General features: G+C 63.7%; 13 protein-coding genes. 10 read left to right on the top strand and 3 right to left on the bottom strand.

Translation table 11 applies throughout. The features are described from left to right. Positions 1-23: 23 nt before the first annotated feature. From LB572_RS04230 to LB572_RS04220, 3 genes are read left to right on the top strand one after another with little or no spacing between them, the layout of a single operon-like run. On the top strand, positions 24-1,058 hold the full coding sequence (locus LB572_RS04230; protein ID WP_224666836.1) for an ABC transporter permease: 1,035 nt from the start codon (positions 24-26) through the stop codon (positions 1,056-1,058). A 12-nt stretch (positions 1,059-1,070) separates the two neighbouring features. Next, entirely contained in the window at positions 1,071-2,228 is a 1,158-nt protein-coding gene (locus tag LB572_RS04225; RefSeq protein WP_140803568.1) for an ABC transporter permease, read from the top strand. A 50-nt stretch (positions 2,229-2,278) separates the two neighbouring features. Then, a complete protein-coding gene (locus LB572_RS04220; RefSeq protein ID WP_224666835.1) occupies positions 2,279-4,609 on the top strand; it encodes an ABC transporter ATP-binding protein in 2,331 nt (776 codons plus the stop codon). Between the two features lie 12 nt (positions 4,610-4,621). On the opposite strand, the gene LB572_RS04215 is transcribed toward LB572_RS04220, so the two are convergent. Then, a complete protein-coding gene (locus LB572_RS04215; RefSeq protein WP_224666834.1) occupies positions 4,622-5,212 on the bottom strand; it encodes a transglycosylase SLT domain-containing protein in 591 nt (196 codons plus the stop codon). Positions 5,213-5,422: 210 nt separating this feature from the next. Between LB572_RS04215 and LB572_RS04210 the strand changes: the two genes are divergently transcribed. Together LB572_RS04210 and LB572_RS04205 are read left to right on the top strand one after the other, a co-directional pair. Then, positions 5,423-6,961, top strand: a complete 1,539-nt coding sequence (locus tag LB572_RS04210) for a trimethylamine methyltransferase family protein (protein ID WP_224666833.1) — start codon at positions 5,423-5,425, stop codon at positions 6,959-6,961. Positions 6,962-7,024: 63 nt separating this feature from the next. Then, the gene (locus LB572_RS04205) at positions 7,025-9,451 is read left to right on the top strand and encodes a GcvT family protein (RefSeq protein ID WP_224666832.1); all 2,427 of its coding nucleotides are present in this window, start codon (positions 7,025-7,027) and stop codon (positions 9,449-9,451) included. Positions 9,452-9,517: 66 nt separating this feature from the next. Here LB572_RS04205 and LB572_RS04200 read toward each other — a convergent pair whose 3' ends face one another. Then, positions 9,518-9,907, bottom strand: coding sequence for a DoxX family protein (locus LB572_RS04200; protein ID WP_224666831.1), 390 nt, complete (start codon positions 9,905-9,907; stop codon positions 9,518-9,520). Positions 9,908-10,102: 195 nt separating this feature from the next. On the opposite strand from LB572_RS04200, the gene LB572_RS04195 reads away from it, so the two are divergent. Next, entirely contained in the window at positions 10,103-10,591 is a 489-nt protein-coding gene (locus LB572_RS04195; RefSeq protein WP_224666830.1) for a hypothetical protein, read from the top strand. Between the two features lie 29 nt (positions 10,592-10,620). Here LB572_RS04195 and LB572_RS04190 read toward each other — a convergent pair whose 3' ends face one another. Beyond that, positions 10,621-11,397, bottom strand: coding sequence for a VOC family protein (locus LB572_RS04190; protein ID WP_224666829.1), 777 nt, complete (start codon positions 11,395-11,397; stop codon positions 10,621-10,623). Positions 11,398-11,676: 279 nt separating this feature from the next. On the opposite strand from LB572_RS04190, the gene LB572_RS04185 reads away from it, so the two are divergent. The 4 genes from LB572_RS04185 (at position 11,677) to LB572_RS04170 (ending at position 16,071) form a co-directional block, all read left to right on the top strand. Continuing rightward, positions 11,677-12,411: a gamma-glutamylcyclotransferase gene (locus LB572_RS04185; protein ID WP_224666828.1), complete on the top strand. Its 735-nt coding sequence runs from the start codon at positions 11,677-11,679 to the stop codon at positions 12,409-12,411. A 114-nt stretch (positions 12,412-12,525) separates the two neighbouring features. Beyond that, positions 12,526-13,890, top strand: coding sequence for an NAD(P)-dependent oxidoreductase (locus LB572_RS04180; RefSeq protein WP_224666827.1), 1,365 nt, complete (start codon positions 12,526-12,528; stop codon positions 13,888-13,890). 2 nt (positions 13,891-13,892) lie between these two features. Next, positions 13,893-15,206: an NAD-dependent dihydropyrimidine dehydrogenase subunit PreA gene (gene preA, locus LB572_RS04175; RefSeq protein ID WP_224666826.1), complete on the top strand. Its 1,314-nt coding sequence runs from the start codon at positions 13,893-13,895 to the stop codon at positions 15,204-15,206. 346 nt (positions 15,207-15,552) lie between these two features. Next, positions 15,553-16,071, top strand: coding sequence for an RrF2 family transcriptional regulator (locus tag LB572_RS04170; RefSeq protein WP_140807204.1), 519 nt, complete (start codon positions 15,553-15,555; stop codon positions 16,069-16,071). Positions 16,072-16,081 lie beyond the last annotated feature (10 nt).

Below are 16,081 nucleotides of genomic sequence, written 5' to 3'. Positions count from 1 at the left end.
AACCCGGCCGGCAGGGGGTGCGCATGTTCTCATTCATCGCCAGACGCATCGGAACGATACTGCTTACGATGCTGTGCCTGACGCTGGTCGTCTTCTTCCTCGTCAATCTCGAGCCCAATCTGAAGAAGCTGGCGATCAGCCAGACCGAGATGCACACGCCCGCCGACCAGCTTGAAAGCTGGCTGGTCAATCATGGCTACCGGCAGAACTTCTTCGTGCGTTACGGCCAGTGGCTTGGCGTCGTGCCAAAGCACCCGATCACCGATCCGGCGACCGGCAAGACGACGCAGCGCTTCTCCTTCTGCAACGATCCGACGGAGCCGAAATTCTCCGGCGTGCTGGAGGGTGACTTCGGCTGCTCGACCAAATTCAAGACGACCGTCGCCGCGAAACTCTTCCCGGCCCTCGGCGCCACCGGATTGCTGATGTTCTGGGTGCTGGCGGTGATGGTGCCGATCTCGCTGCTCATCGGCATTCTTGCCGGCATGCGCGAAGGCTCACGCACGGACCGGACATTGTCCGTCGCCTCGATCGCTTCGACGGCGACGCCCGAATATGTGTCCGGCGTCATCTTTACCGTCATTTTCGCATCCTGGCTCGGCTGGCTGAACGGCTCGGCTGCGTCCGCCAGCCAGGGCATCACCTTCTACAATTTCACCCTGCCGGTGATCACGCTGGCGATCTACGGCATCGGTTACATCGCGCGCATGACACGCGCCTCGATGGTCGAGGTGATGACGCAGCAATATATCCGCACCGCCCGGCTGAAGGGCCTGTCCTTCAGCAGCGTGGTGATCAAGCACGCCTTGCGCAACGCGCTGATCGCGCCATTCACCGTCATCATGCTGCAGTTCCCGTGGCTGCTCACCGGCGTTGTCATCGTCGAGGTGATGTTCCGCTACCAGGGTTTCGGCTACACGCTGGTCGAAGCCGCCGGCAACAACGACATCGACCTGCTGCTCGGCTGCTCGCTGGTCTCGGTGTTCATCGTGCTGATCACGCAGCTCATTTCCGATGTCGGCTACGCGTTTCTCAATCCGCGTATCCGGGTTCAGTAGAGGGCAGGGCCGATGCAAACCGAATATATCAGCGCCTTCGACGTGGTTCTCGGCGTGCTCTGGCGGTTCTGGCCGGTGTGGGTCGCCCTCATCCTGGTGATGGGCGCCAGCTTTACCTACAAGAAGCGGCTGGGACTCTACGGCCAGCTCTTCGACAGCGGCGTCGGCATTGCCGGCGTCTTCATCTGCCTGTTCTGGCTGTTCACGGCGATCTTCGCCTCGACCATCTCGCCCTTCGATCCGCTGGCGCAGGTCTCGGTGATGAAGGACACGCTGCCCGGCGCGATCGAGCCGGCGTCGAAGCTCGTCTATTATTTCGGCGGCGACAAGCTTGCCCGCGACGTGTTCTCGCGCATGGTCTATGGCAGCCAGATCGTGCTGATCATCGCGCCGGCCGCCACCGGTTTCGCGCTGATGGTCGGCATCACGCTCGGCCTGCCGGCCGGTTACTATGGCGGCAAGATCGACACGCTGCTGTCGTTCCTTGCCAACCTGGTGCTGGCCTTCCCGGTTATCCTCTTGTTCTACCTGCTGGTGACGCCGGGCATCATGGACACGCCGATCCCCTATGCGATGGCGGGACTGTTCTTCCTGTTCCCGATCATCTTCTTCTGCGTGCTGTTCTGGACCCGCTACAAGAACCGGCCGGACCGGCTCTATATCCTGCTCGGCATAACGCTGGTCGTCGGCGGCTGGATCTATACCGGCCTGGTCTTCGACAAGGATCCGCTCAAGATCGTCCACATCGATCCCAACCAGCTCAACATCTTCGTGGCGGTGGTGTTCGCCTCCAGCCCCGGTGTGTTCCGCATCGTGCGCGGGCTCACAATGGACATCAAGACGCGCGACTATGTGGCGGCGGCGCAGACGCGCGGTGAATCGCCCTGGTACATCATGCTGTGGGAGATACTGCCCAATGCGCGCGGTCCGCTGATCGTCGATGCCTGCCTGCGCATCGGCTACACGACGATCCTGCTCGGAACGCTCGGCTATTTCGGCCTGGGCCTGGCGCCGGAAAGCCCCGACTGGGGCACCGCGATCAAGGACGCCAGCCGGCTGCTGCGTTCCTTCATACACCCGGCGCTGCCGCCGACGATTGCCCTGATGTCGTTCGTGCTGGGGCTGAACCTTTTGGCGGACTCACTGCGCGAACAGTCGATGAAGGATTGATGGCGGGGTCTTAGGCCCTACTTGCCAAGAACCAAGGATTGGAGCGACCCATGAACGAGGCAGTTCGAGATCCAGCCAAGGCGACCGGTCAGCCGATCATCGAGATCGAGAATCTCTCAATCTCCTTCTTCACCCGCAAGGGCGAGATCCCGGCCGTGATGGATTTTTCCTGCACGGTGATGCCCGGCGAGGCGATGGGCATCGTCGGCGAGTCCGGCTGCGGCAAGTCGACCGTGTCGCTCGGCATCATGCGCGACCTCTCCAACATCGGAAAGATCGTCGGCGGCAAGATCAAGTTCCAGGGCAAGGATATGGGCGAGCTCTCCGAGGAAGAGCTGCGCGCCATCCGCGGCAACAAGATCGCCATGATCTACCAGGAGCCGATGGCGAGCCTCAATCCGGCGATGAAGATCGGCCAGCAATTGATGGAAGTGCCGCTGATCCACGACAAGGTGTCGAAGGAAGAGGCCTACACCAGAGCGCTGGAGATGGTGCGGGCGGTGAAGCTGCCCGACCCTGAGCGCATGATGCGTTCCTATCCGCACCAGCTTTCCGGCGGCCAGCAGCAGCGCATCGTCATCGCCATGGCGCTGTTGTCCAAGCCGGCGCTGCTTCTGCTCGACGAGCCGACCACCGCGCTCGACGTCACCGTCGAGGCCGGCATCGTCGAGCTGGTCAAGGGGCTCGGCGAGAAGTTCGGCACCTCGATGATCTTCGTGTCGCACAATCTGGGCCTCATCCTCGAGACCTGCAACAAGATCACGGTGATGTATTCCGGCGAGGCGGTCGAGACCGGCAAGATCGAGGACGTGTTCGACCGGATGCGCCATCCCTATACGCAAGGGCTGTTCCGTTCGATCCCGCTGCCCGGCGCCGACAAGAATTCACGGCCGCTGATCTCCATTCCTGGGCAGTTGCCGCTGCCGCATGAGCGGCCGAAGGGCTGCAATTTCGGGCCGCGCTGCCACCATTTCGTCGAGGGCGTCTGCAACGCCGCGGAAATCCCGATGATCCCGGTCGAGGGCCATGAGGGGCATTTCTCGCGCTGCGTGCGGTTCAACGAGATCGACTGGGAGGCGCTGCCGCCCGGCGCCAAGAAGGTCAGCGAAAAGGTCGAGCCCGGCGCGCCGGTGCTGAAGATCCAGGACCTCAAGAAATACTACAGGGTCGGCGGCAGCGAGGTGTTCGGCTCCAGCGAAGGCCGGGTCGTCAAGGCTAACGAGACGATCTCGTTCACCGCGCGCGAATCCGAGACGGTGGCTATCGTCGGCGAGTCCGGCTGCGGAAAGTCGACGCTGGCCAAGGTGCTGCTCGGCCTGGAGACCGCCAGCTCCGGCACGGTGACCCTGGCCAACAAGGAGATCCAGTCGACGGGCATCGAGAACCGCGGCGTCGATACCGTCTCGTCGATCCAGATGGTGTTCCAGAACCCGTTCGATACGCTGAACCCCAGCCACAGCGTCGGATCGCAGATCATCCGCACACTGGAAAAGTTCAATGTCGGCAAGAATGTCGCCGAGCGGCGCCAGCGCATGCTGGAGCTGCTCGACCTGGTGAAGCTGCCGCGCGCCTTCGAGACCCGCAAGCCGCGCCAGCTGTCGGGCGGCCAGAAGCAGCGCATCGGCGTCGCGCGCGCCTTTGCCGGCGATGCCAAGGTGGTCGTGGCCGACGAGCCGGTCTCCGCGCTCGATGTCTCGGTGCAGGCGGCGGTGACCGAGCTCTTGATGGATATCCAGCGCAAGAACAAGACGACGATGCTGTTCATCAGCCACGACCTGTCGGTGGTGCGCTACATCGCCGACCGCGTCGTCGTCATGTATCTCGGCTATATCGTCGAGCAGGGGACGACGGACCAGATCTTCTCGCCGCCTTACCATCCCTACACCGAGGCGTTGCTCTCGGCGATCCCGATCGCCGACACCAGCGTGGTCAAGAAGCACATCGTGCTCGAAGGCGACATCCCGTCGGCGATGAACCCGCCGACAGGCTGCCCGTTCCAGACGCGCTGCGGTTACAAGAAGCTGGTGCCGGACAATCTGTGCGAGACGAAGGTGCCGCCGGTGAAGGATCTCGGCGGCGGCCATACGAGCCTGTGCTGGCTTTCGGACGACGTGCTGGCCAAGATGGAGCCGGTCATCAAGTTCGACAAGGAACATGCCGCGCATGAAGGCGTGCCGGAAGATGCGCACGGCACCGGGCCGGGGTCGACAGGCGCGGCGCCCAACAGACCGCGTGGCAAATCCTCGACCGCGGAAGCGGACGAGATCGGCGACGCCGTGGAGCAGGACCAGGCCGGAATGCGAGGTCGTCGCAACAAAGTGCGCGACGAGACTTCCGAAACCGGTGTCAAAGGGCCAAAAGACAGGACGAGGCGGCACTAGTCCCGGAAGCAGCTAGTTTCCGCATTGCCGTAGCTGCGCCTGATAATCGCGCGCCATCTGATCGGTGGCGCGCGCGTAGCTTTGAACGCCGGCGTCGCCGCGATTGCCGCGGCCATAGGCGGTCCAGCCGAGGTAATAGGCGAGGTAAAGATTGTAGGTGTCGTTGCGGGCGACGCCGTATGTGTCAGCGGTCTTGGAATGATACCAGCCGACAAAATCGACGGCGTCGGTAAAGCGCGTCCGGCGTGCCGCCCAGTTGCCGGTCTCCCGCTGATATTGCGACCAGGTGCCGTCGAGCGCCTGCGAGTAGCCGGTGGCGCTCGAGACATGCTTCCACGGGATGAAGCCGAGCAGCTTGGTGCGCGGCGGGCGGGCATTGCTCTTGAAGCCGGATTCCTTGCGCACCGTCGCCATCAGCACGGGAACGGGAATGCCGTATTTCTGCTCGGTCCGCTCGGCGGCCGACTGCCAGTTGTCGAACCAGCCGTCATTCTGGTCGAAGACGGCGCAGACATTGTTGATGTGGCTGGGCGCCGTCGCGCAGGCCGAAAGCGCCAGCAGCACGGAAACAGCTACAATTTTACTAAAACTCGACCTACGCATTGGAAGACGAATAGGCCGAAATCATAAAAGGAGTCTTGCGCGGTTCCTTAACGCCGGCGCGGGGGCGCAAAAAGCCGGGTATCGGTATCGCGACTGTCTGTGTCGTTATTCTTTTCGTTGATTTTGAAAAATGCCGCCTTGGCTAAAATCACGCCGGCAAATGGCGAATTCCTGACAGCTCGCATGTGATGCCGGCGCTCTGATGCGCGCATGAGCGAACCAAGACGCAAGCGCGGCGCCGAGCGCACCAGCAACCGCGGGCCAGCCGCCATCCCGCAACTGCCGCCGCGGCGGGTGGAGAATCCCTATCCGCCGATGGCGTTGCTGTCGGCCGACCAGATCGAGGCCATCCACCAGGCATCGATGCGTATACTGGAGAATTTCGGCATCGAGGTGATGAGCCCGCGGGCGCTGTCGCTGTTCGAGCGCGCCGGCGCCAAGGTCGATCGCGGCTCGATGAATGTGCGCGTCGATCGCGGCATGGTCGAGGCGGCGCTGAAGTCGACACGCAGCAATTACACGCTTACTCCACGCAATCCGGCGCACGCCATCCATCTCGGCGGCAGCACCATCAACTTCACGCTCGTCGCCGGCCCGCCCAACGTGCACGACATGGAGCGCGGCCGCCGCGCCGGCAACCTCGCCGACTACTCGGACCTCGTCCGGCTGGCGCAGCATTTCAACTGCATCCACATGCTGGGCAACCAGGTCTGCGCGCCGATCGAGCTGCCGGCGAACACAAGGCACATGGACACCTATTTCGCCAATCTGACGCTGACCGACAAATGCTTCCACGTCTCGGCGATCGGGCGGGGCAGGGCGCTGGACGGCATCGAGATGATGGCGATCGCGCGCGGGCTGACTCTCGAGCAGTTGGCGCAGGACCCCGGCATCACCACCATCATTTCGGTCAACTCGCCGCGCCGCTTCGACGAGATGATGGCCGAAGGGCTGATGACCATGGCCGAATACGGCCAGTCGGTGGCGGTGACGCCGTTCACGCTGATGGGCGCGATGAGCCCGGTGACGCTGGCCGGCGCGCTGGCGCAGCAGAACGCCGAGGCGCTGTTCGGCATCGTGCTGACGCAACTGGTGCGCACCGGCGCGCCGGTGATGTATGGCGCCTTCACCTCCAATGTCGACATGAAGTCGGGCGCGCCAGCCTTTGGCACGCCGGAGAACACCAAGGCCAATATCGCTTCCGGACAGCTGGCGCGGCGCTACAACTTGCCTTACCGCACCACGCCGGGCTCGGCCTCCAATGCAGCCGATGCGCAGGGCGCCTATGAGACGCTGATGGCTTTGTGGGGCGCGGTGCTCGGTCACGGCAATCTCGTCTATCATGCCGCCGGCTGGCAGGAGGGCGGGCTGACCGCCTCGTTCGAAAAGCTCATCATCGATGTCGAGATGATCCAGCACATGATGGAATTCCTGCGGCCGATCGTGGTCGACGAGCCGGAGCTCGCGGTCGAGGCGCTGGGCGCTGTGCCGACCGGCGGCCATTTCTTCGGCGAGCCGCATACGCTGGAGCGCTACGCCACCGCCTTCTATCAGCCGATGCTGTCCAACTGGCAGAATTACGAAGCCTGGCAGGAGGCGGGGGCGCTGGACACGACGGCGCGCGCGACGCGGCTCTGGAAGAAAGCGCTGGAGGAGTACGTCCAGCCGGCCATGGACCCTGCCGTGCGCGAGGCGCTCGAAGCCTATATGGCCCGCCGCAAGGAAACGATCGGGCAAGGCGAGCCGTGAGGGACCAGCTTCCCATATTGATTCATTTCAACCTCTCAACTCACTGAACCAACGAGAAAACCCATGAAGTCGCATGCAAAGGTCGTGGTCATCGGCGGCGGTGTCGTCGGATGCTCGGTGCTGTTCCATCTTGCTCGCCATGGCTGGACCGATGTCGTGCTGCTGGAGCGCGACGAGCTGACGTCGGGCTCGACCTGGCACGCGGCCGGCGGCATGCACACGATCAATGGCGATCCCAACGTCGCCAAGCTGCAGAAATACACGATCTCGCTCTACAAGGAGATCGAGGAACTCTCGGGACAGGCGACCGGCGTGCATCTCACCGGCGGCGTGCTGCTGGCGGCGACCGAGGCGCGGCTCGACTGGCTGCGCGGCGTGGTGTCGAAGGGGCGCTATCTCGGCATCGACCTCGAAGTGATTTCGGCCAAGGAAGCGGCGGAATTGATGCCGCTCATCGATCCCAGCCAGTTCGTCGGCGCGGTGCGCAACAAGGAGGACGGCCACCTCGATCCGTCTGGCGTGACGCATGCCTATGCCAAGGCGGCGCGCAAACTGGGCGCCGAAGTCGAGCGCTTCACCAAGGTCGAGGACATCGTGCGCCGGCCCGACGGGCTGTGGCGCGTCATCACCAACAAGGGCGAGGTGGTGACCGAGCATGTCGTCAATGCCGGTGGGCTGTGGGCGCGCGAGGTCGGCCGCATGGTCGGGCTGGAGCTGCCGGTGCTCGCGATGGAGCATATGTACCTGATCACCGAGGACATGCCCGAGGTCGCCGACTGGAACAAGAAGACCGGCACCGAGATCATCCATGCGGTCGATTTCGACGGCGAGCTTTATCTGCGCCAAGAGCGCGGCGGCATGCTGATGGGCACTTATGAGAAGGCCAACAAGGTGTGGTCGGAGTTCACCACACCTTGGAATTTCGGCCATGAGCTGCTCGAGCCGGACATCGACCGCATCGCGCCGTCGCTGGAAGTCGGCTTCCGCCATTTCCCCGCCTTTCAGAAGACCGGCATCAAGCAGATCATCAACGGCCCCTTCACCTTCGCGCCGGACGGCAATCCGCTGGTCGGCCCGGTGCGCGGTCTGCCGGGCTTCTGGGTTGCCTGCGGCGTCATGGCCGGCTTTAGCCAGGGCGGCGGCGTCGGGCTGGCGCTCTCCAACTGGATGATCGAGGGCGATCCGGGCGCCGACATCTGGGCGATGGACGTGGCGCGCTACGGCGACTGGGCGACGATGGCCTATACCAATGCCAAGGTGCGGGAAAACTATTCGCGGCGCTTTTCGATCCGCTTCCCGAATGAGGAATTGCCGGCCGGGCGCCAGCTCAAGACGACGCCGGTCTACGACACGCTTGCCGCCAGGGGTGCGCAGTGGGGCGTGTCCTATGGGCTGGAAGTGCCGCTCTGGTATGCGCCGGAAGGCGTCAAGGACGAGTTCTCGTGGCGGCGCTCGACCGACTTCGAGCATGTCGCCAAGGAAGTCGCAACCGTGCGCAATGGCGTCGGCCTGTCGGAGATCTCGAACTTCGCCAAATACAAGGTGACGGGCGAGGGCGCGGCGGCCTGGCTCGACCGCATGCTTGCCTGCAGGCTGCCCAGGCGTGGCCGCATGACGCTGACGCCGATGCTGAAGGATGACGGCAGGCTGATCGGCGATTTCACGCTCGCCAATATCGACGACGCAGAGTGGTTCATCGCCGGCTCCGGCATTGCCGAGCAGTACCATATGCGGTGGTTCGAGGCGCATCTGCCCAAGGATGGCTCGGTGCGGATCGAGGCGCTGGGGCAGAAGCTCACCGGCCTTGCGATTGCCGGTCCGAAGGCGCGGGAGGTGCTCGCCAAGGTCACCCGCGCCGATGTCTCCAACGCGGCGTTCCCCTTCATGGCGGTTGCGCGGATGGATATCGGCATGGCGCCGTGCCTCGTCGGCCGCGTCAGCTACACCGGCGATCTCGGCTACGAGATCTGGGTGGCGCCGGAATATCAGCGCGCCGCCTACCAGGCGCTGCTGGCTGCGGGCGAGGAATTCGGCATCGGCCTGTTCGGCTCTCGCGCGCTCAATGCGCTGAGGCTCGAGAAGAACTACGGCTCATGGGCACGCGAGTACCGGCCGATCTACGGGCCGGTCGAGGCCGGGCTCGATCGCTTCGTCGCCTATGGCAAGGACGCCGACTTCATCGGCAAGGAGGCAGCGGTGACCGAGCGCAAAGAGGGCGGCAAGCTTCGGCTGCGCAGCTTCATCGTCGACGCCACCGATGCCGATGTGATCGGCGACGAGGCGATCTGGCATGACGGTGTCGTGCGTGGCTGGGTCACCTCGGGCGGATATGCGCATCACTCGAAGAAGTCGGTCGCCATGGGCTACGTGCCGAAGGAGATCGCCGACAGACCGGACGGATTCGAGATCGAGATCCTCGGCAAGCGGCGCGCGGCGCGTATCCAATCCGCGCCGCTGTTCGATGCCAATTTCGAGCGGCTGCGCGCCTGAAGCACCGCGGCTGCGCCGATGCGCTTTAGGCACTTTTGGGCGACATGCACTGGCGGTGCATGCTTGTCAGCCGCGACGATTGTCCAATGCGAAGGCGCCGGAGCCGGCGAAGATCAGATAGAGGAAGATGAAGCAGAACGAGATCGCCGCGTCGCCGCTGTTGTTGACGGGGAAGAAGTCGCGCGGCATGTGCGCCATGAAATAGGCGATCGCCATTTCGCCGGCGAGGAGGAAGGCAACCGGGCGGGTGAAGAGGCCGAGCGCAAGCAGGATGCCGCCGGCGAATTCGAGAATGCCAGCAGCCGTCGTCAACCCGGTTAGGGCATGCGGCTGGGCGCTGACCGGGAAGTTGAACAGCTTCTGCGAGCCATGTTCGATGAACTGCAAGGCGGTCATGATGCGCAGCACGCCCAGCGCCTGCGGCCGGTACTGGGCAAGGCTTTCAAAAAGCTTCATCTAAAACTCCATTTTACCCCCTTCCGGCGATAAATTATCGCCCGGCGATGGACCACTCACTTCCCATGGCCTGCCATCAACAATCGGTGAGTGGAAATGGTTTCAGTTCCCGTATTTGTTCTCTTCATGGTTGCAATTATCTCTCTAAAGTTGTATTGATATGCGCATACACCAACCATGCGAGTCCCCTTAGCCATGAGAAAAGTCGTCATCAGCCTCTTCGCATTCCTTGCCAGCACCAGCTTTGCCGTAGCCGCGGATACCGGCTGCGATGCCTTCAAATGGCCGGTCGCGCGCGAGCAGGCCTTGTTCCCGGCGGCGCCCGCCGCGCAGTCCGGCGCCGCCCTAGCGGTCGGGCAAGCGGTCGATTTCTCGCTCGAGGCCGTCAACACGGTCAGCTTCGAGGTGCCGCCGGAACGTGCGCCGGCGGCGGGCACGTTCGGCGCGACGGCAAATGTGACCGTGCCGCCTCAAGGCGAGCTCCAGCTCAGCCTGTCCGACGAGGCCTGGATCGATGTCGTGCAGGACGGCAAGACGGTGAAATCGGCGGCCTTCAGCGGCGTGAAAACCTGCCCTGGCATTCGCAAGAGCGTGCGCTTCAAGCTCGCCGGCGGCGCGGCGATCATCCAGCTCAGCGGCGCGAAAAAGGCCGATCTCAAGGTGGCGGTGCTGACGCCGGAATGATCCGGCGCCAGCCCATCCAGTAAGCGCTGCTACCGCGCCGGAGCCAACAAGGCGAAATGCGCGCCTTGCGGGTCCCGGCACTGGATGATCCATTGGCCACTCGGCACGTCCATTGGTCCCATCAGCACCTTGCCGCCATTGTCGGTGACGCGCTTGGCCGCGGCGTCGATGGCTTCGACGTTGAAATAGAACTGCCAGACGGCGACCGGGATCTGCGGCGGCTTGTTCATGATGCCGCCGCCGGATTCGGGGCCGGCACCGAAAGTCTGGTAGATGCCCATCTCGCCCATGTCGAACTGGCCGGCGCTCTGCCAGCCGAACTGGCTGGAATAGAAGTCGAAGGCGGCCTTCCAGTCCGAGGTGTAGAGCTCCTGCCAGCCGACATGGCCAAGCGTGATCGCGGGCACCGGCGGCTGTTCGGGCTGGTTGGGCTGCAAGAACATGAAGGCCGCCCCTTGCGGATCGGCGACGACGGCGAAGCGGCCGACGCCCGGAATGTCGTCCGGCGCGCGATGCACCACACCGCCGGCGTCCTTGAGCGCTTGCGTCGAGGCGTCGACGTCCTTGGTGTAGATGTAGCCCATCCAGGCCGGCGGCATGCCCATCTTGGCGGGCTCTTCCGGCATGGTCATCAACCCGCCCACGCCGCGCACGGCGGAGTTCACGACGATGTAACGGGGCATGCCGGGCGCCTTGTCGAAGGGCTCGGCTTTCCAGCCGACAACGGCAGTGTAGAAAGCCTCGGCGGCGTCGAGATCGGTGGTCATCAATTCGTACCAGAAGAAAGGTTGCGGGGATTTCGGCATGGTCGGTCTCCTCACCGGTTCAGGCAGCGATCGCGGTTCGATCCATCCTAGGACGATCTCGGCAACAGAAATCCGACATTTGGGCCAAAAATCGGGGACGGCAAGGCGCTAGATCGTTTCATCCGTTTCGCGGAAACGGCGAACCGCTCCATCTCTTTTGTTTTACGCAATTCTGGACGGAAAACCGCTACGCCCTTTTTCCTGGAATTGCTCAGCACCAGCGATCTTGCGTGCCCGAGGGTTTTCGACTTTGCTGCCGTCAAAGAGGGGCTTGTTTCCATGCGTCGAATGTCGCTCACGCCTGAGCTTGTGGCTCTGTGCCATCGTGAGGAAATCGATCCCGGTCCGAGCGGGGAGTGGACGCAGCTCAGCGACGACGATTTCAGCATGCTCGCCTCGCGCCTCGCCAATGAAGCCGATGAGGGTCCACTCTGGGTGCTCGCCTATGGCTCGCTGATCTGGAAGCCTGCCTTCGAATCGGTCGAACAGCGGCGTGCGGCGGCACATGGCTGGCACCGGTCGTTCTGCCTCGACATAGAGCGTTGGCGAGGCAGCCGCGAACAGCCCGGATTGATGATGGCGCTGGAACGCGGCGGCCGCTGCGACGGCGTCATCTATCGCCTGCCGGATGGCGAAAAACCCGCACAGATCGAACGCCTGTTGCGACGCGAAATCGACGATCACGAGGCCGTCAGCTCGGTCCGGTGGGTTCCGGTGCGCACGGCGCAAGGGGCGCTCAGGGCGCTGGGCTTCTGGGTCGGCGTGACCGGCAAGGGTACGTCGCTCAGGCAGCCGCTGGAGAAGGTGGCATGGGTGCTGGCACGCGCCTGCGGCCATGTCGGCTCCGGCGCCGAATACCTCTACAACACCGTCAGCCATCTCGAGGCCTTCGGCATCCATGATCGCAATCTGTGGCGGCTGCAGGGACTGGTGGCGGACGAAATCCGTTCGATCCACGGTCACAGGATCGTCGGAAGCGAGCCGGCGGCCATGGATGTCGCTGCTATAACATGACTATAATTATCATGTTTTTATGCAACCAATACAGTAACTTGGTCGAAAATTGACCAATTGATAAAAAAATAAAACGTGCTAGCCTTCCCCAAAACGACAACAAGGGGAACTGGAATGGCGACTGGTCATTTCATCGAAGGCATTGCCGGCGGCCGGCTGTCTTCAGAGCAATATGCCGACAATTTTTCCGACCTGCATCCGCCGCTCGACCACCACGAGGCGCTGGTCGAATCCGATCGCTGCTATTTCTGCTACGACGCGCCGTGCATGAACGCATGTCCGACCTCGATCGACATCCCGCTGTTCATCCGGCAGATCGCGACCGGCAATCCGCTTGGCTCGGCCAAGACGATCTTCGACCAGAACATCCTTGGCGGCATGTGCGCCCGCGTCTGTCCGACGGAGACGCTGTGTGAAGAGGTGTGCGTGCGCGAGGTGGCGGAAGGCAAGCCGGTGCAGATCGGCCGGCTGCAGCGCTACGCCACCGACGTCGCCATGAGCGAGGAGAAGCAGTTCTACAAGCGCGCCGAAGCGACGGGCAAGAGCATTGCCGTGGTCGGCGCCGGCCCAGCGGGGCTGGCGGCGGCGCATCGGCTTGCCCGCCACGGCCATGAGGTGACGATCCTGGAGGCACGGCCGAAGGCCGGCGGCCTCAACGAATATGGCATCGCCGCCTACAAGAGCGTCGACGATTTCGCCCAGGCCGAGGTCGACTACGTCACCGCGATCGGCGGCATCGACATCCAGAACGGCAAGGCGCTCGGGCGCGACTTCCAGTTGGCCGACCTGATGCGCAACTACGATGCCGTATTCCTTGGGCTGGGGCTTGGCGGCGTCAACGCGCTGCGCGCCGACGGCGAGGACACGGACGGTGTCGCCAATGCCGTCGAGTTCATCTCGGAACTGCGCCAGGCGAGCGATCTCTCCAGCCTGCCGGTCGGCCGGCGCGTGGTCGTCATCGGCGGCGGCATGACGGCGATCGATGCCGCGGTGCAGTCGAAGCTGCTCGGCGCGGAAGAGGTGACGGTCTGCTACCGGCGCGGCCAGGAACACATGAACGCCTCCGGCTTCGAGCAGGATCTGGCCGCCGCCAACGGCGTCACCATCCGCCACTGGCTGCAGCCGAAGCGCGTCCTTGCCGAGAACGGCAAGGTTTCCGCGATCGAGCTCGAATACACGGCGATGAACGGCGACAAGCTCGCCGGCACCGGCGAACGGCTCACGCTTATCGCCGACCAGGTGTTCAAGGCGATCGGCCAGAGTTTCGTGCCGGCGCACCTCAACGGCAGCGGCGAGCAGATCGACCTCGAAGGCGGACGCATTAGGGTCGATGCGGAAGGCCGCACTTCGCTGGCAAAAGTCTGGGCCGGCGGCGACTGTATCTTCGGCGGCGACGACCTCACTGTCTCGGCGGTGGCTCAAGGGCGCGACGCCGCCGAGAGCATCCACCGGGCGCTGACCTCAAACGGGAGGGCATGAGCATGGCAGACATCCGCAACAATTTCGTCGGCATCAAGTCGCCCAATCCGTTCTGGCTGGCCTCGGCGCCGCCGACCGACAAGGCCTACAATGTCATCCGCGCCTTTAAGGCCGGCTGGGGCGGCGTGGTATGGAAGACGCTGGGCGAGGAAGGCCCGCCGGTCGTCAACGTCAACGGGCCGCGCTACGGCGCGATCTGGGGCGCCGACCGCCGTCTGCTCGGCCTGAACAATATCGAGCTGATCACCGACCGCGACCTGCAGGTCAATTTGCGCGAGATCAAGCAGGTCAAGAAGGACTGGCCGGACCGCGCCATCGTCGTCTCGCTGATGGTGCCTTGCGTCGAGGACGCCTGGAAGGCGATCCTGCCGGTGGTCGAGGAGACCGAAGCCGACGGCATCGAGCTCAATTTCGGCTGCCCGCACGGCATGTCGGAGCGCGGCATGGGCGCAGCGGTCGGCCAGGTGCCGGAATATATCGAAATGGTGGTGCGCTGGTGCAAGCAGAATACCCGCATGCCGGTCATCACCAAGCTGACGCCCAACATCACCGATGTGCGCAAGCCCGCGCGCGCGGCACTGGCCGGCGGCACGGACGCGGTGTCGCTGATCAACACGATCAACTCGATCACCGGCGTCGATCTGGACAGCTTCGCGCCGCAGCCGACCATCGACGGCAAGGGCTCGCATGGCGGCTATTGCGGCCCGGCGGTGAAGCCGATCGCCATGAACATGGTGGCCGAGATCGCGCGCGATCCCGAAACGCACGGCCTGCCGATCTCCGGCATCGGCGGCATCACCACCTGGCGGGATGCCGCCGAATTCATGGCGCTCGGCGCCGGCAATGTGCAGGTCTGCACTGCGGCCATGACCTACGGCTTCAAGATCGTGCAGGAGATGATCGCCGGGCTGGAGAACTGGATGGACGAGAAGGGCCATGCCTCGCTCTCGGACATCATCGGCCGCGCAACGCCCAACGTCACCGACTGGCAGTATCTCAACCTCAACTATGTCGCCAAGGCGCATATCGACCAGGACGCCTGCATCAAATGCGGCCGCTGCCATATCGCCTGCGAGGACACCTCGCACCAGGCGATCACCAGCATGGTCGACGGCGCCAGGCATTTCGAGGTGATCGAGGCCGAATGCGTCGGCTGCAACCTCTGCGTCAATGTCTGTCCGGTCGAGGGCTGCATCACCATGGAGCCGCTGGCCGCCGGCGCGATGGACGAGCGAACCGGCAAGCCGGTATCGCCGATCTACGCCAACTGGACGACACACCCCAACAATCCGATGGCCAAGGTGGCTGCGGAATAAGCTTGGGTTCCTCGCCCCACGCAGTGGGGAGAGGTGACCCGGCGAAGCCGGGACGGAGAGGGGCCTTCGGGACGGCTGGACACTGCCGAGGCCCTAGATTGTCTTTTATCTATCTTTCTTGCGCCTAGTCCCTGACCGGTTTTGGCTTCGCAGAGGGCGTCCCCCTCTCCGTCCCGGCTTCGCCGTGCCACCTCTCCCCCGCTTTGCGGGGTGCGAGGAACCCAAGTTCTGCGAAGCGCCTCTCTCTCACTCTCTGTCATTGCGAATCGGCGGGCACTCTTCATTTCTCTATTGCAGATAAAAATTATCCAGGATAAAACATATCGACGAATAGGAGATCGAAGCCATGAAGCTGAGCGAAGGGGTCGAGGCGGCCATTCACTGCACAGCGACGCTGGCGAGCGTCGACGGCAACAGCACCATGCCGGGCGCGGCGCTTGCCGAGTGCTTCGGGCTGTCGCCGAGCTATCTGTTGAAGCATCTCAACCAGCTCACGGCGGCGCGCATCCTGGAATCGCTGCCGGGGCCGGCGGGCGGCTATCGGCTGGCCCGAGCGGCGGAACAGATCACGTTGCTCGACGTCGTGCTGGCCGTCGAGGGACGGGAGCCTGCTTTTCGCTGCGGCGAAATCCGCCAGCGTGGCCCGGTCAAGATCGACGCGTCGGCCTATGTCAAACCCTGCGGCATCAATGCCGCGATGCTCAAGGCCGAGCGCGCCTATCGGGCGGCGCTCGCCGAAGTGAAGATATCCGACATCGTGGCGGAGTACGCCGCGGAAGGCGATCCGCGATCCTATGCTGCAAGCTGCGCTTTCGTCGAGCGCCACCAGCGGCCGCAGAAATCCGCTTCATCCAAGCAGATCTAGACCCACCCAA

The organism is Mesorhizobium sp. BH1-1-5 (genome assembly GCF_020165615.1).
In the GTDB taxonomy this organism is placed as follows: domain Bacteria; phylum Pseudomonadota; class Alphaproteobacteria; order Rhizobiales; family Rhizobiaceae; genus Mesorhizobium.
The sequence above is the reverse complement of the archived record's forward strand: the minus strand, read 5'-3'. Positions and strand labels throughout refer to the sequence as shown.

Bases quoted from the DNA above. Each gene is read 5' to 3' on its own strand.
- LB572_RS04230 (WP_224666836.1), top strand. From the start codon at position 24: ATGTTCTCATTCATCGCCAGACGCATCGGAACGATACTGCTTACGATG.
- LB572_RS04225 (WP_140803568.1), top strand. From the start codon at position 1,071: ATGCAAACCGAATATATCAGCGCCTTCGACGTGGTTCTCGGCGTGCTC.
- LB572_RS04220 (WP_224666835.1), top strand. From the start codon at position 2,279: ATGAACGAGGCAGTTCGAGATCCAGCCAAGGCGACCGGTCAGCCGATC.
- LB572_RS04215 (WP_224666834.1), bottom strand. From the start codon at position 5,212: ATGCGTAGGTCGAGTTTTAGTAAAATTGTAGCTGTTTCCGTGCTGCTG.
- LB572_RS04210 (WP_224666833.1), top strand. From the start codon at position 5,423: ATGAGCGAACCAAGACGCAAGCGCGGCGCCGAGCGCACCAGCAACCGC.
- LB572_RS04205 (WP_224666832.1), top strand. From the start codon at position 7,025: ATGAAGTCGCATGCAAAGGTCGTGGTCATCGGCGGCGGTGTCGTCGGA.
- LB572_RS04200 (WP_224666831.1), bottom strand. From the start codon at position 9,907: ATGAAGCTTTTTGAAAGCCTTGCCCAGTACCGGCCGCAGGCGCTGGGC.
- LB572_RS04195 (WP_224666830.1), top strand. From the start codon at position 10,103: ATGAGAAAAGTCGTCATCAGCCTCTTCGCATTCCTTGCCAGCACCAGC.
- LB572_RS04190 (WP_224666829.1), bottom strand. From the start codon at position 11,397: ATGCCGAAATCCCCGCAACCTTTCTTCTGGTACGAATTGATGACCACC.
- LB572_RS04185 (WP_224666828.1), top strand. From the start codon at position 11,677: ATGCGTCGAATGTCGCTCACGCCTGAGCTTGTGGCTCTGTGCCATCGT.
- LB572_RS04180 (WP_224666827.1), top strand. From the start codon at position 12,526: ATGGCGACTGGTCATTTCATCGAAGGCATTGCCGGCGGCCGGCTGTCT.
- preA (WP_224666826.1), top strand. From the start codon at position 13,893: ATGGCAGACATCCGCAACAATTTCGTCGGCATCAAGTCGCCCAATCCG.
- LB572_RS04170 (WP_140807204.1), top strand. From the start codon at position 15,553: ATGAAGCTGAGCGAAGGGGTCGAGGCGGCCATTCACTGCACAGCGACG.